This is a genomic window from Falsiroseomonas sp. (genome assembly GCF_051860665.1).
GTDB lineage: Bacteria > Pseudomonadota > Alphaproteobacteria > Acetobacterales > Acetobacteraceae > Falsiroseomonas.
Map to the genome: position 1 here is coordinate 42708 of NZ_JBHYDM010000019.1, position 12924 is coordinate 55631.

A 12924-nucleotide genomic window follows, 5' to 3' on the forward strand; every position below is an offset into this window, starting at 1 on the left:
CCCCGACCGGTTCAGTCACCGCCCGCGCGGTGCGACCGGTTGAACAGCAGCGCGCCCTCCGCCTCGGCCCGTGCCTCCGTGCAGGCCTCCGGGCCGGTGCGGCCGGCCAGGTGCGGCGCGGCGGCGAGGAGGGCTGCGAGGTCGCCATTCTCCGGCACGCGCATATGCGCGACGCAGACGGCGCCCTGCGGCGTCCAGCCGGCCTCGAAGGACTGCTCCGCCTCCATCGCAGGGGACTGGATGCCGACGCGGTCATAGAGGTCGATGCGCGTGCCGTCGCGCGTCCAGGCGCGCTCGGCATCACCATAGGCGCCGCGCATCATATGGACGCAGGCGGCGTGGAAAGGCGCCAGGCTGCGCCCGTCCGGCAGGCTGGCCCAGGGGCGGTAGCCGAAACGGATGCATTTGCCGATGCCGCCGGCGGAGCAGGTCAGCCGCAGCATGCCATCCGGCCCTGGATAGGGCATCAGCAGGCGCTCGCCCTGCGGATCGGCGCCGCAAAACGCCTGCCATTCCGTGGCGGCGGAGCTGCGGGCGGAGGCCTGGAACAGCCAGACATCGCCAGCCCTTGCCCCGCCGGCCATCGGCACCGCCTCGTCGCGCCGGGCGGTGTCGAGGCGCAGCTCCATGCCGTCGAATTGCAGCACGGCGCCCACAAGGTCGGCGCCGTGCAGGGCCGTGCCGTCCGAAAGGTCGACGCGAAAATCGCCGCCCTCCGCCCGCAGGCCGATCAGCCGCGGGGGCTGTTGCGCCGCCGCCGAGCCTGCCAGCAGGAGCAGGAGCGGGAGCAGGCGGCGCATGGTCTCCGCCTCCTCAGCGAAGCGGCAGCACGGTGCCGGAGGGCAGGATGATGCCCTGGATGGCCCGCGTCGGCGCCTCGGCCGCGGCGCCGTTGCTGACCTGGCCATTGAAGGTGCGGCCGTTGGCCACCTGCCCGTTGAAGGCGAGGCCGTTGGCGACCTGCCCGTTATAGCTGAGGCCGTTGCTGAACTGCCCATTGTAGCTCAGGCCGTTCAGCGTAACGCCCTGGTGGCTGACGCCATTGGCGCTGAGCACGGCATGCGCCGGAGCGGCCAGGGACAGGCCGAGCAGCGGGGCGGCGAAGGCGAGGGTGAGCGTGCGGATCATGTCTTTGTCCTCCGGTTGCAGTGGCGACGGACCGCTTGTCGCAGCGTCGCATTGCAAGCCGGTGGCGGCAGGGTGGTGATCCGTTGCCGACGGTTTCACCGCCTCGTCATGATGTTGCGGCCGCCGAAACATACGCCGCGAGGCTCAGGCGTGATGGCAGGCGACCAGCGCGCCATCCTCGCGCGGTGTCAGCAGGGGCCGTTCGGCGCGGCAGATCGCCGTCGCCTTCGGGCAGCGCGGATGAAAGGCGCAGCCCGCCGGCGGTGACAGCGGCGAGGGCAGCTCGCCCGCGATCGGCCTGAACTGCGCCGGCGCGTCGCCGTCCAGCCGCAGTTTCGGGACGCTGTCCAGCAGCCCCTGCGTATAGGGGTGCCGCGGCGCCGCATAGATGGTGCGCGAAAACCCGCTTTCGACGATGCGGCCGAGATACATGATGGCGACGCGGTCGCTGACATGCCGCACCACGGACAGGTCGTGCGAGATGAAGACGCAGGTCAGCCCCAGCTCCCGCCGCAGATCGAGAAAAAGATTCAGGATCTGCGCCTGGATGGAGACATCCAGCGAGGCCACCGGCTCGTCGCAGACCAGCATCTCGGGCTGCATCGCCAGCGCCCGGGCGATCGCCACGCGCTGCCGCTGGCCGCCGGAGAACTGATGCGGGAAGCGCGTCGCGAAGGCGGGATCGAGGCCGACGCGGGCGAGCCACTGCGCCACCATCCGCGGCGCCTCCGCCCGCGTCGTCAGGCCGTGCGTGACGGGGCCCTCCGCAATCGTCTCGCCGATGCGCATGCGCGGGTTCAGCGAGGCGAAGGGGTCCTGGAAGACCGTCTGGATTCGCGTGGTGGATTTGTGCCGCCCCACCATCGGCGCGACGCCGGAGACCAGCACGCGGCCCTCGGTCGGCGCCAGGATGCCCGCCAGCATTCTGCCCAGGGTGGACTTTCCGCAGCCGGATTCCCCCACCAGGCCGAGCGTCTCGCCCGCGGTGACCGACAGGGACACGTCGGAGACCGCCTGCACCGCGCGCCGCTCCACCGGCGCGCCCAGCGCCCCGGCGATACGGTCGCCGAGTGACAGCCGCGGGTCAAATCGCTTGGTCACCCCCTCGGCCACCAGGATCTGGTTCATGCGGCCACCCCGAGCGGATGGTGGCAGCGGAACAGACGGTCGCCGATGACGACATCCGGCGGATCGGTCGCGCAGACCGCATCGGCCCGCGGGCAGCGCGGCGCGAAGGGGCAGCCGGGCGGCAGGGACAGAAGTGAAGGCGTGGTGCCGGGAATCTGGTTCAGCTTCTCACCCGGCCGCGCCGTGGCGGGCAGGCTGTCCAGCAGCCCGCGCGTATAGGGATGGCGCGGGTCGCGCAACACCTCTCCCACCCGGCCGGATTCCACGATGCGGCCGGCATACATGACCAGCAGCCGGTCCGCGAGGGAGGAGACGGTGGCGAGGTCGTGCGAAATCCAGACCAGCGCCGTGCCCGTCTCCCGCGCCAGCTTCTGCATCTCGGCCAGGATCTGCGCCTGGATGGAAACGTCCAGCGCCGTGGTCGGCTCATCCGCGATGATGAGGTCCGGCCCATGCAGCAGCGCGGTCGCGATCGCCACGCGCTGGCGCATGCCGCCCGAGAATTCGTGGGGATAGGCATCGAGCCGCGCCGCCGCATCCGGAATGCCCACGCGGTTCAGCGTGCGCGAGGCGAGGTCCCGCGCTGCCGTCTCGCTGGCGCCGCCATGGGCGCGCACGGCGAGCGCCATCTGCTGGCCGATGGTCAGCACCGGGTTCAGCGTCGCCGCCGGGTCCTGGAAGACCATGGCGATGCGCTTGCCGCGCAGCTTCCGCATGGCGCCTTGCGGCAGCCCTACCAGCTCCTGCCCATCGAAGCGGATGGAGCCGGAGACGATGCGGCCGGGCGGGTCGACCAGGCCGATCAGCGAGAAGCCGGTGACGGATTTGCCGGAGCCGCTTTCGCCGACCAGCCCCAAAATCTCACCGCGTCGCAGGGTGAAGGACACGCCCTCCACCGCCCGCACCACGCCGGCGCGGGTGAAGAAATGCGTGCGCAGGTCGCGGACTTCGAGAAGGCTCATTTGCGGAGCCGCGGGTTGAATTGGTCGCGGATCTGGTCGCCGACGATGTTGATGGCGACGATCAGCAGGATCAGCGCGACGCCCGGATAGACGGAAATCCAGGCGCGCCCGTTCATCATATAGGGAAAGCCGTTGGCGATCAGCATGCCGAGCGAGGGCTCGGTCGGCGGCAGGCCGAGGCCGAGGAAGGACAGCGTGGCTTCCAGCGCGATGGCATTCGCCACCTGCACGGTGCCGACCACGATCAGCGGCGGCAGGCAGTTCGGCAGGATGTGGCGCAGCACCACGCGCCAGCTCGGCAGCGGCGTGGCGGAAGCGGCCTCGACATAGTCCTTCTGCCGCTCCGCCGTCGCGGCGCCATAGGCCGTGCGGGCGAAGTAGGCATATTGCGCGGCCACCAGCGCGATGATCAGCTGCGACTTCCCCTGCCCCAGCACGGCGACCAGCACCAGCGCCAGCAGGATGGCGGGGAAGGAGAGTTGCAGGTCCACCACCCGCATCACCAGCGCCTCCACCCAGCCGCCGAGATGGGCGGAGAGGATGCCGAGTGCGGCACCCAGCGTCATCGCCACCGCGCCGGCGACCAGCCCCATCTGCAGCGAGATTCGCAGCCCGTAGAGGATGGCGGAGAGCAGGTCCCGCCCCTGCGCATCCGTGCCGAGCCAATGCACATAGCCGCCGGAGCCAATGAAACCCGGCGGCCGCCGCGCATCCATCAGGTCCAGCCCCGCCAGGTCATAAGGGTCTTGAGGCGCAAAGATCGGCGCCGCCAGCGCCGCCAGAACCACAAGCACGACAACGGCCAGCGCGACGACCGCCACCCAGTTTTCCCGGTATTCGTCCCAAAAGGCCTTCATGCCGCGCGCCCCCGCCGCAGCCGCGGGTCGAGCAGCGCATAGGACAAATCAACGATCAGGTTGATCACCACGAAGAAGAAGGCGACCAGCACCAGGTAGGCGACCATCACCGGGCGGTCGAGCGAGGTGATGGAATCGATGATCAGCTTGCCGACGCCGGGCCAGGAGAAGATCGTCTCCGTCACCACGGCAAAGGCCAGCGTCGAGGCGAATTCCAAGCCGAAGACGGTCACCAGTGGAATCGAGATCAGGCGCAACACGTGCCGCCGCAGGATGGTCAGTTCAGAAAGCCCTGCGGCGCGGGCGAATTTCACCGTATCCGTCAGCATGATCTCCCGCGTCCCGGCGCGCGCCAGGCGGATCATCATGGCCAGCTTGAACAGGGACAGGTTCAGCGCGGGCAGCGCCAGGTAGCTCAGCCCCTCCAGCGTCAGGAAGGACCAGCCGATGCCGAAGACCTCCACCGTGGGCCCGCGATCCCCCGCCGGCAGCCAGCCGAGATTCACCGCGAAGGTCAGGATCAGCAGCAGGCCCACCCAGAAGGTGGGCACCGAAAAGCCGAGCACGGAGACCGCCATGATGGCCCGCGAGGACACCGCCTCCGGCCGATAGCCCGCATAGATGCCGAGCGGAATGCCGATGAAGGCGCCGATCAGCACGGCGGCCAGGGCCAGTTCCAGCGTCGCCGGCAGCCGCTGCATCACCAGCTCCAGCACCGGAATATCGAAGACCAGCGACCGCCCGAAATCCCCCGTCACCAGCCGGCCGAGGAAGGCAAAGTATTGTTGCCACAGCGGCAGGTCCAATCCGTAGCGGCGGATCACCTCCGCCCGGATATCCTGTGTCGCATCCGGGGCGATCAGCACGTCGATCGGATTGCCGATGGCGTATACGCCGATGAAGACGAGCGCCGACATGGCCAGCATGACGCCGACCGATTGCAGGAGTCGCTGGATGATGAAGCCGAGCATTCCGGTGCAGTATCGGGCCATGGACAGCGGAGGCAAGCCGTTCCTACCATCGCCGCACAGGATGCTTCCCCGGGGACCAAAACAATGACCCAGACCTTCCGCCGCCTGGCCCTGGCGGCCACCACCGGCCTGCTGATGACGGGCGCCGCCGGCGCGCAGACCCTGAACCTCGGCGTCCGCGCCGGGCCGGAGGGGGTGGACCCCCACTACACCGCCACCGGCACCCATGCCGAGGCGCTGAAGCATGTCTTCGATACGCTGGTGACCAGCGGCGAGAACCTGCAGCTGGAACCCGGCATCGCCGAAAGCTGGCGGCCGATCGATGCCACCACCTGGGAATTCAAGCTGCGCCAGGGCGTGACCTTCCATGACGGCAGCCCGATGACGGCGGAGGATGTGGTCGCCTCCATCCGCCGCATGCAGGTGCTGTCGGGCCCGAACCCGACGCGCATCTATGTCCGCAGCGTGAAGGATCTGCGGATCGTCGATCCGCATACGCTGCATGTCATCACGGACGGGCCGGCGCCGACCCTGCCGAACGATTTCATCCGGGTCTTCATCACCTCGGCGCGCGCCACCGCCGGCCTGACGCCGGAGACGAGCAACGAGGCCTTCAACACCGGCCGCGCCGCCATCGGCACCGGGCCGTATCGCTTCGTCTCCTGGACCCCGCGCGAACAATTCGTGGTGGAGCGCAACGACAGCTACTGGGGCGGCCGGCAGCCTTGGGCGCGGCATGTGCGCCGCGAGATCCCGAACGACGCCGCCCGCGTCGCGCAGCTGCGCACCGGCCAGGTGGATATGATCGTCCGCGTGCCGGCGGCGGATGTCTCGACGCTGGAGCGCGACCGCGCGCTGCGGGTGGTGAAGGCGGATACCGTCTATGTCTTCAACCTGCAGCTCGACCTCCGCGAGAGCACGCCGCAGGTCACCGCCCGCGACGGGTCGCGCCTGCCCACGAATCCCTATCGCGACATCCGGGTGCGGGAGGCGATGGACCTCGCCATCGACCGCCGCGCTTTGGCCGAGATCGCGATGGAGGGCCTCGGCACGCCGCAGGGCCAGATGGTCACGCCCGGCATCTTCGGGTTCAATCCGAATATCCCCGTGCCCACGCCGAACCTGGCCCGCGCCCGCACCCTGCTGGCCGAAGCGGGCTACCCCAACGGCTTCCGGATGGTGCTGAACTTCACCAACAACCGCCTGCCGGGCGACAACGGCGTGGGCACGGCCCTCGCACAGATGTTCGCCCGCATCGGGATCGAGGTGCAGGCCGCCGGCCAGCCCGCCGCCGTCATCTTCCCCGCCCGCGCGCGCGGCGAGCTGTCCAACATCATGGCCGGCTGGGGCACGCTGACCGGCGAGGCGAACTACTACTATTCGTCCAATGCCCATACCAACAACCCGGCGCTGCGGCTCGGCGCCTTCAACTGGCATGGCTATTCCAACCCGGAGATGGACCGCCTGATCCAGGCCGCCTCCATCGAGCTGGACGACAAGAAGCGGGAGGAGCTGCTGCAGCAGATTGCCACGCTCTTCACCCAGGACCGCGTCGGCATGCCGCTCGCCTCCGTCGGCACCGCCTGGGCGATGCGGCGGGACCGGGTGAACCTGGTGCGTGCCCGCACCGACGAGGACACGCTGGCGATGGACATCGTGCCGACGCGCTGATGTTTGTCCCGGAGCACAACTGGCGGGATATCGAGGCGCGGCTGCGCCTCGATGACCGCTGCGTGCTGCCGCTGGGCAGCACCGAACAGCATGCGCAGCTTTCGCTGGCGACCGATGCCATCCTCGCCGAGCGCGTGGCGCGGGAAGCCGCGGCGCCGGTCGGCGTGCCGGTCTTTCCCGTGATGCCCTTCGGCCTGGCGCCCTACTTTGCCGCCTTTCCCGGCAGCATCTCGCTGCGCGTCGAGACGCTGCTGGCCGTGATGCGCGACCTCGTCGCCAGCGTCACGCGCGTGGGGTTTCGCCGGGTGATGGTGGTGAACGGCCATGGCGGCAATGCACCCGTGGCCGCGCTGCTGCAGGAGATGATGGTGGAGACGCCCGGCCTCAGCCTGAAATTCCACAACTGGTACAACACGCCGCGCGTCTGGGCCGCGGCCATGGCGGCCGATCCCTCCGCCAGCCACGGCAACTGGTTCGAGAACTACCCCTGGACCCGCCTGCCCCACGCGCCGGCACCGGAGGGCCGCAAGCCCACCCCCGACCTCGCCCGCATGAAGGTGTCCGGCCCCGCGGAGGCTCGAAAGATTCTTGGCGACGGTGCCTTCGGCGGTCCCTGGCAGATCGACGACGCGACAATGCAATCCATCTGGGATATCGGCGTGGCCGAGACCCGCGAGGCGCTGGAGGGACCATGGCAGAGCCGATAGTCATCTGGGGCGCCGGCGCCATCGGCGGCACGCTCGGCGCCTTCTGGGCGCGGGCGGGGCATGAGGTGCTGCTGGTCGATACCGTCGCCGAGCATGTCGCGGCCTGCCGCACCACCGGCCTTTCCATCACCGGCCCGGTCGCGCAGTTCACGCAGGTGATCCCCGCCGTGACGCCGGCGGAGCTGACCGGCACCTATTCCCGCATCGTCCTCGCCGTGAAGGCGCAGCACACGGCGGCCGCGATCCCGATGCTGGCGCCGCATCTGGCGCCGGATGGCTTCGTCTTCTCCGCCCAGAACGGGCTGAACGAGATCGCGCTCTCGCGCGCCCTCGGCGCCGAGCGTGTCATGGGCTGCTTCGTCAATTTCGGCGCCGACTGGCACGGCCCCGGCGAGATCCTGTTCGGCAATCGCAGCGCCGTGGTGATCGGCGAGCTGGACGGCAGCACGCGGCCGCGCACGGAGGCGATGTTCGCCCTCTGCCGCGACTTCGAACCCGATGCGATCCTCACCGACGACATCTGGTCCTACCTCTGGGGCAAGATGGCCTATGGCGCGATGCTGTTCGCCACCGCGCTGAACACTGACAGCATGAGCGCCAACTTCGCCGACCCCGCCCGCCTGCCGGTCTGGCTGACGCTGGGGCGGGAAGTGGTGGCGACCGCGCTCGCCCATGGCGTCACGCCGCGCGGCTTCGGCGAGTTCCGCCCCATGGCCTTCGCGCCCGGCGCGCCGGAAGCCGAGGCCCGCGCGGTGGTCGACTGGCTGCGCGACTTCAACGCGGTGGGTGCCAAGACCCATTCCGGCATCTGGCGCGACCTGGCGGTGCGCAAGCGCAAGACGGAGGCGGATGCGCAGATCGGCCTGGTGCCCGGCCTTGCCGAGGAGAAGGGCGTGCCCGTGCCGATGATGGAAAAGCTGTGTGCGCTGATCGCGGAGCTGGAGACCGGCCGCCGCGCGCAGTCGCCCGAGACTTTTGCGGCGCTGCTGGCGTGAGCGATCCGGTCCTCGATCATCTGCTGGCGGATCGCACGGGGTTCGTCGCGCGCCTCGGGGCGCTGGTCGCCTGCCCCTCCGTCTCCACCGATCCCGCCTATGCGCCGGGCATGGCGGAGGCGCGGGACTGGTGGTGTGCGCGCCTCGCCGCGCTCGGCTTCGAACAGGTGCGCGAGGTTGCGGCGGGCGGCCACGCCGCCGTCACCGCGCGCTGGCATGGTGCGGGGCCGGAGGCGCCGAGGCTGCTGGTCTATGGCCATTACGACGTGCAGCCGCCGGACCCCCTGCCCGCCTGGACCTCGCCGCCCTTCCAGCTGACGCCGCGCAACGGCCGGCTGCATGCGCGCGGCGTCTCCGACGACAAGGGCCCCTCGCTGCTGGCGATCGAGACGCTCGGCGCCTTCCTGGCGGTGGAGGGCAAGCTGCCCTGCAACGTCACGATCCTGCTGGAAGGCGAGGAGGAAGTCGGCTCCGCGACCCTCGCCAAAATCCTGGAGGAGAACCGGGCGCTGTTCGCCGCCGATGCGGTGCTCTCGGCCGATGGCGCGCGTTGGCGGGCGGATCTGCCGACCATCACCGTGGCCACCCGAGGCGTCGCGGCGCTGGAGCTTTCGGTCCGCAGCGCGGGCAAGGATCTGCATTCCGGCCGCTATGGCGGCGTGGTGGCGAATGCGGCCCAGGCCATGGCGCAGCTGCTGGCCTCGCTGCGCGATTCACAGGGCGAGATCGCGGTGGAAGGCTTTGCCGATGGCAGCGCACCACTGGATGCGGCCACGCGCGCGGAACTGGCAAAGATTCCCTTCGACGTGGCGGCGCATGATGCGGCCATCGGCGCGCCGCCGAGCGGGCTCAGCACCGCGGCGTTTCTCGAACGCCTCTGGCTGCGTCCGACGCTGGAGGTGAACGGGGTCTGGGGCGGCTATACCGGCCCCGGCGGCAAGACCGTGATTCCGCACGAGGCATTCGCAAAACTGTCGATGCGCCTGGTGCCGGGGCAGGACCCGGCGCGCGTGGTGGCCGCCGTCTCCGCGCATCTGCGCGCGCACTGCCCGCCTGGCGTGACGCTCGAACTCACCACCCATCGCGACGGCAGCCAGGCCACCGCCGTGCCGCCGGCGCATCCGCTGCTGCTGGCTGCGGAGGCGGCGCTGGAATCCACCACCGGCACGAAGCCGCTGCGCGTCCGCATGGGTGCGACGCTGCCGCTGACCGACATCGTGCAGCGCGTGCTCGGCCTGCACACCGTCATGTTCTCCTTCGCCACGGCGGATGAGGATTTCCATGCGCCCGACGAGAACTGGCGCGAGAGCGCGATCCCGGAGGGTTTCGCGGCCTGGGTCGCGCTGCTGCGGCGGGTGGGCACACTGAAGCGGGGCGACTTCGCCGGCTGATCAGGCCGCGGTGGCACCAAGCCGCCGCATCGTCGCCAGCCAACCCTCTCGCGTCGCGTCGTCGCGCCCCGCGACATTGCCGAGCAGCGTCCAGCGCACGGGCCGGATGCCGACGAAATGCAGCAGGTTGCGTTCCAGGCTGCGCAGGCTGTGGGCGCGGAAGAAGACCCGGTAGAGGATCGCCGGCATCCCCATCGTCACCACCACCCGCGCCGAACGCCCGCGCAGCAGCCCGGCATTCAGCCCGCGGGCGCCGCGGGGAAAGGCGAAGCCGGGGCGCATCACCTGCTCGAACAGCGCCTTCAGCGCCGCCGGCACATCGCCGAGCCAGAGGGGGTAGAGGATGACGATATGCTCGGCCGCCTGGAACGCCGCCTGCACGGCGGCGACCTCCGCATCCGGCTCCGCCTCCCAGTCCGCCGTGCTGCGCAGCGGCGGCAGGGCGAGCTTCGCCGCCTCCAGCCGCGTCACGGCATGGCCGGCGGCGGCGGCACCCTCGGCATAGGCCTCGGCCAAGGCATGGATCAGGCGGGCGGGGTCCGGGTCCGGATGGCCATCCAGGACCAGGATCCGCCGGGGGGTCATCCCCGCAGCCCCGCGATCGCGGCCTCGGCCAGCGCATCCGGCGTGGCGGCGACATCCAGCAGGATGGCGCCCTCCTCCGGCGCCGGCGGTTCCAGAGTGGCGAATTGGCTGGCCACCAGGCTGGCCGGCATGAAGTGGTTCTGGCGCGCCGCCTGGCGCGCCGCGACCAGGGCCATGTCGCCCTGCAGGAAGACCAGCCGCAGATCCGGCGCCGCCGCCCGCAGCCGGTCGCGATAGCTGCGCTTGAGCGCCGAGCAGGTGACGACGCAGCCGATGCCGCGATGCGCCGCCAGATGCGCGCCGATGGCATCCAGCCAGGGCGCGCGATCGGCATCATCCAGCGCCTCCCCGCGGCTCATCTTCGCGACATTCGCGGCCGGGTGAAAACTGTCCGCATCGTCGAAGCGCAGGCCCAGCCCGGCGGCTATCAGCGGCCCGACGGTGGATTTGCCCGCGCCGGAGACGCCCATCACCAGGACCAGCGCCGTCATTTCGGCTCCAGATGCCCGCCAAAGGCATTGCGCATGGCGGAGAGCGAGCGGTCCGCGAAGGGCGCCTCCTGCCGCGACCGGAAGCGCGAATAGAGCGCGGCGGAGAGCACCGGCGCCGGCACCGCGCTCTCGATCGCCGCCTGCACCGCCCAGCGCCCCTCGCCACTGTCGCCGACCCGGCCGGAATAGGTCGAAAGCTCCCCATCCGCCGCCAGCGCCTGGGCCGTGAGGTCCAGCAGCCAGGAGGCGACGACGGAGCCGCGGCGCCAGGCCTCGGTGATATCGGGCACATCGAGATCCAGCCGCAGTTCCGGCGCCACGGCCTCGCTCCCCTGCTGGCGGAGCAGTTCCAGCCCCTCCGCCATCGCCTGCATCATCCCGTATTCGACGGCATTGTGGACCATTTTCGTGAAGTGGCCGGCGCCGTTGGCGCCGCAATGGACATAGCCCTGGGGGGGACGCGGATCGGCCTCCGCGCTGCGGCCCGGCGTGGGCGATGCGGCGGCCTCACCGGGGGCGAGGGCCCGGAAAATCGGGTCCAGCCGTTCGACCGGCCCGGCCGGGCCGCCGATCATCAGGCAATAGCCGCGGGCCAGGCCCCAGACGCCGCCGGAGGTGCCGATATCCAGCATCTCGATCCCCCGCTCCCGCAGCAACGCCGCGCGGCGGATGGCGTCCTTCCACATGCCATTGCCGCCATCGATGGCGACATCGCCCGGCGAGAGCAGCCCGGCGAGCTGCGCCAGCGCCTCCTCCGTCGCCGCGCCGGCGGGAAGCATCACCCAGACGGCGCGCGGCGCGGGCAGGCGGCGCACCAGGTCGGCCAGGCTTTCCGCCCCCTCCGCGCCCTCGGCGGCGAGGGTCGCCACCACGGCCGGGTCACGGTCCCAGACGGTGCAGGAAATGCCGGCGCGCATCAGCCGGCGCACGAGATTGCCGCCCATCCGCCCAAGCCCGACCATGCCGAGTTGCATTCCCGCCCCCTCCTCGCTGTCTGCCCAGGATGCGGGCCGGCCGCGGTCAGGACAAGCCGGCGGCGGCCTCGGCGGTCTTCGGCTTCACCGGGATCTTCAGGTAGCGCACCCCATTCGCCTCCGCCGCCGGGAAGCGGCCGGCGCGGATATTCACCTGGATGGAGGGCAGCAGCAGCGTTGGCGCGGCGAGCTTCGCGTCGCGGGCGGTGCGGAAGGCAACAAAATCCTCCTCCGTCTGGCCGTCCTTCACATGCGGGTTGTGGGCGCGCTGCTCCGCCACGGTGGATTGCCAGGCGAAGCGGTCGCGGCCCGGCGCCTTGTAGTCGTGGCACATCCAGAGCCGCGTCTCGGGCGGCAGGGCCAGCAGGCGGTGGATGGAGCGATACAGCGTGCGCGCATCGCCGCCTGGGAAATCTGCCCGCGCCGTGCCGTAGTCATGCATGAACAGGGTGTCGCCAACGAAGACGTCGTCACCGATCTTGTAGGCCGCGCAGGCCGGTGTGTGGCCCGGCACATGCAGCACCTCCACCTCCAGCCCGCCGATGCGAAAACGCTCGCCATCCGCGAAAAGATGGTCGAAGTCGCCGCCCTCGGGCGCCATGTCGTCCAGGCCGAAGACGGGACGAAAAATGGTCTGCACCCGCTTCACCCCGGCGCCGATGCCGATCCGCGCGCCGCTGTGCTGCTTGATCCAGGGGGCGGCGGTCAGGTGGTCGGCATGGACATGGGTCTCCAGCACCCAGTCCAGCGTCACGCCCTCGGCCTTGGCCGCATCCAGCAGCGCCTGGGCGGATCGGGTATCGGCCTCGCCGCTGCGATTGTCCCAGTCCAGCACCGGGTCCACCACCGCGCCGCGCCGCGTGGCGGGGTCCCAGACCAAGTAGGAGACGGTATTGGTCGGCTCGTCGAAGAAGGCGCGGATGGTCGCCGTCGGGGAGGGCATGAGTGGGCTCCTGCTCCAGCCGAGGAAGGATAGAGCAGAAATCGGCTTCAAGCCACGCTTCATGCGAAAGATCGTGCTGACGATCCCCGGCTGGAACCATGCCGGTTCAAAGGGAAGCGGG

Annotated in this window: 14 protein-coding genes; 4 read left to right on the forward strand and 10 right to left on the reverse strand. The window is 70.4% G+C overall.

From position 1 onward, the window contains the following. Positions 1 to 11: 11 nt before the first annotated feature. The 6 genes from ACTIF1_RS17890 to ACTIF1_RS17915 all read right to left on the reverse strand — a co-directional run bounded on the left by ACTIF1_RS17890 (position 12) and on the right by ACTIF1_RS17915 (position 5067). Positions 12 to 800 carry an ADYC domain-containing protein gene (locus ACTIF1_RS17890; RefSeq protein ID WP_439597813.1) on the reverse strand — a complete coding sequence of 263 codons (789 nt, stop codon included), beginning with the start codon at positions 798 to 800 and terminating at the stop codon, positions 12 to 14. 13 nt (positions 801 to 813) lie between these two features. Continuing rightward, entirely contained in the window at positions 814 to 1128 is a 315-nt protein-coding gene (locus tag ACTIF1_RS17895; protein ID WP_439597814.1) for a hypothetical protein, read from the reverse strand. Between the two features lie 144 nt (positions 1129 to 1272). Next, positions 1273 to 2256 carry an ABC transporter ATP-binding protein gene (locus tag ACTIF1_RS17900; protein WP_439597815.1) on the reverse strand — a complete coding sequence of 328 codons (984 nt, stop codon included), beginning with the start codon at positions 2254 to 2256 and terminating at the stop codon, positions 1273 to 1275. Then, positions 2253 to 3218, reverse strand: a complete 966-nt coding sequence (locus ACTIF1_RS17905) for an ABC transporter ATP-binding protein (protein ID WP_439597816.1) — start codon at positions 3216 to 3218, stop codon at positions 2253 to 2255. Before ACTIF1_RS17905 ends, ACTIF1_RS17900 begins: the two co-directional genes overlap by 4 nt. Next, on the reverse strand, positions 3215 to 4075 hold the full coding sequence (locus ACTIF1_RS17910) for an ABC transporter permease (protein WP_439597817.1): 861 nt from the start codon (positions 4073 to 4075) through the stop codon (positions 3215 to 3217). The genes ACTIF1_RS17905 and ACTIF1_RS17910 overlap by 4 nt, the downstream gene beginning before the upstream one ends. Then, positions 4072 to 5067 carry an ABC transporter permease gene (locus ACTIF1_RS17915; protein WP_439597818.1) on the reverse strand — a complete coding sequence of 332 codons (996 nt, stop codon included), beginning with the start codon at positions 5065 to 5067 and terminating at the stop codon, positions 4072 to 4074. Before ACTIF1_RS17915 ends, ACTIF1_RS17910 begins: the two co-directional genes overlap by 4 nt. A gap of 63 nt (positions 5068 to 5130) precedes the next feature. On the opposite strand from ACTIF1_RS17915, the gene ACTIF1_RS17920 reads away from it, so the two are divergent. The 4 genes from ACTIF1_RS17920 to ACTIF1_RS17935 are packed head-to-tail and all read left to right on the forward strand — an operon-like array spanning position 5131 to position 9810. Beyond that, positions 5131 to 6717 (forward strand): ABC transporter substrate-binding protein, encoded by a 1587-nt coding sequence (locus tag ACTIF1_RS17920; protein WP_439597819.1) that lies wholly within the window; start codon positions 5131 to 5133, stop codon positions 6715 to 6717. Beyond that, positions 6717 to 7424: a creatininase family protein gene (locus ACTIF1_RS17925; protein WP_439597820.1), complete on the forward strand. Its 708-nt coding sequence runs from the start codon at positions 6717 to 6719 to the stop codon at positions 7422 to 7424. The genes ACTIF1_RS17920 and ACTIF1_RS17925 overlap by 1 nt, the downstream gene beginning before the upstream one ends. After that, positions 7409 to 8419 carry a ketopantoate reductase family protein gene (locus ACTIF1_RS17930; RefSeq protein WP_439597821.1) on the forward strand — a complete coding sequence of 337 codons (1011 nt, stop codon included), beginning with the start codon at positions 7409 to 7411 and terminating at the stop codon, positions 8417 to 8419. The genes ACTIF1_RS17925 and ACTIF1_RS17930 overlap by 16 nt, the downstream gene beginning before the upstream one ends. After that, positions 8416 to 9810, forward strand: a complete 1395-nt coding sequence (locus tag ACTIF1_RS17935; RefSeq protein WP_439597822.1) for a M20/M25/M40 family metallo-hydrolase — start codon at positions 8416 to 8418, stop codon at positions 9808 to 9810. The genes ACTIF1_RS17930 and ACTIF1_RS17935 overlap by 4 nt, the downstream gene beginning before the upstream one ends. On the opposite strand, the gene ACTIF1_RS17940 is transcribed toward ACTIF1_RS17935, so the two are convergent. Genes ACTIF1_RS17940 through ACTIF1_RS17955 form a run of 4 tightly spaced genes read right to left on the reverse strand, consistent with a single transcriptional unit; the run spans position 9811 to position 12803 of the window. Continuing rightward, entirely contained in the window at positions 9811 to 10395 is a 585-nt protein-coding gene (locus tag ACTIF1_RS17940) for an NAD(P)H-dependent oxidoreductase (RefSeq protein ID WP_439597823.1), read from the reverse strand. Then, a complete protein-coding gene (locus ACTIF1_RS17945) occupies positions 10392 to 10886 on the reverse strand; it encodes a gluconokinase (protein ID WP_439597824.1) in 495 nt (164 codons plus the stop codon). Before ACTIF1_RS17945 ends, ACTIF1_RS17940 begins: the two co-directional genes overlap by 4 nt. Next, a complete protein-coding gene (gene gnd, locus ACTIF1_RS17950) occupies positions 10883 to 11860 on the reverse strand; it encodes a phosphogluconate dehydrogenase (NAD(+)-dependent, decarboxylating) (protein ID WP_439597825.1) in 978 nt (325 codons plus the stop codon). The genes ACTIF1_RS17945 and gnd overlap by 4 nt, the downstream gene beginning before the upstream one ends. A gap of 46 nt (positions 11861 to 11906) precedes the next feature. Beyond that, a complete protein-coding gene (locus ACTIF1_RS17955; RefSeq protein WP_439597826.1) occupies positions 11907 to 12803 on the reverse strand; it encodes an MBL fold metallo-hydrolase in 897 nt (298 codons plus the stop codon). Positions 12804 to 12924: the final 121 nt, after the last annotated feature.

What these genes read in the sequence shown, in the direction of transcription:
- ACTIF1_RS17920 (WP_439597819.1), top strand. Translation starts at nt 5,131, where the DNA reads ATGACCCAGACCTTCCGCCGCCTGGCCCTGGCGGCCACCACCGGCCTG.
- ACTIF1_RS17955 (WP_439597826.1), bottom strand. Translation starts at nt 12,803, where the DNA reads ATGCCCTCCCCGACGGCGACCATCCGCGCCTTCTTCGACGAGCCGACC.
- ACTIF1_RS17915 (WP_439597818.1), bottom strand. Translation starts at nt 5,067, where the DNA reads ATGGCCCGATACTGCACCGGAATGCTCGGCTTCATCATCCAGCGACTC.
- ACTIF1_RS17930 (WP_439597821.1), top strand. Translation starts at nt 7,409, where the DNA reads ATGGCAGAGCCGATAGTCATCTGGGGCGCCGGCGCCATCGGCGGCACG.
- gnd (WP_439597825.1), bottom strand. Translation starts at nt 11,860, where the DNA reads ATGCAACTCGGCATGGTCGGGCTTGGGCGGATGGGCGGCAATCTCGTG.
- ACTIF1_RS17900 (WP_439597815.1), bottom strand. Translation starts at nt 2,256, where the DNA reads ATGAACCAGATCCTGGTGGCCGAGGGGGTGACCAAGCGATTTGACCCG.
- ACTIF1_RS17905 (WP_439597816.1), bottom strand. Translation starts at nt 3,218, where the DNA reads ATGAGCCTTCTCGAAGTCCGCGACCTGCGCACGCATTTCTTCACCCGC.
- ACTIF1_RS17890 (WP_439597813.1), bottom strand. Translation starts at nt 800, where the DNA reads ATGCGCCGCCTGCTCCCGCTCCTGCTCCTGCTGGCAGGCTCGGCGGCG.
- ACTIF1_RS17940 (WP_439597823.1), bottom strand. Translation starts at nt 10,395, where the DNA reads ATGACCCCCCGGCGGATCCTGGTCCTGGATGGCCATCCGGACCCGGAC.
- ACTIF1_RS17945 (WP_439597824.1), bottom strand. Translation starts at nt 10,886, where the DNA reads ATGACGGCGCTGGTCCTGGTGATGGGCGTCTCCGGCGCGGGCAAATCC.
- ACTIF1_RS17895 (WP_439597814.1), bottom strand. Translation starts at nt 1,128, where the DNA reads ATGATCCGCACGCTCACCCTCGCCTTCGCCGCCCCGCTGCTCGGCCTG.
- ACTIF1_RS17910 (WP_439597817.1), bottom strand. Translation starts at nt 4,075, where the DNA reads ATGAAGGCCTTTTGGGACGAATACCGGGAAAACTGGGTGGCGGTCGTC.
- ACTIF1_RS17925 (WP_439597820.1), top strand. Translation starts at nt 6,717, where the DNA reads ATGTTTGTCCCGGAGCACAACTGGCGGGATATCGAGGCGCGGCTGCGC.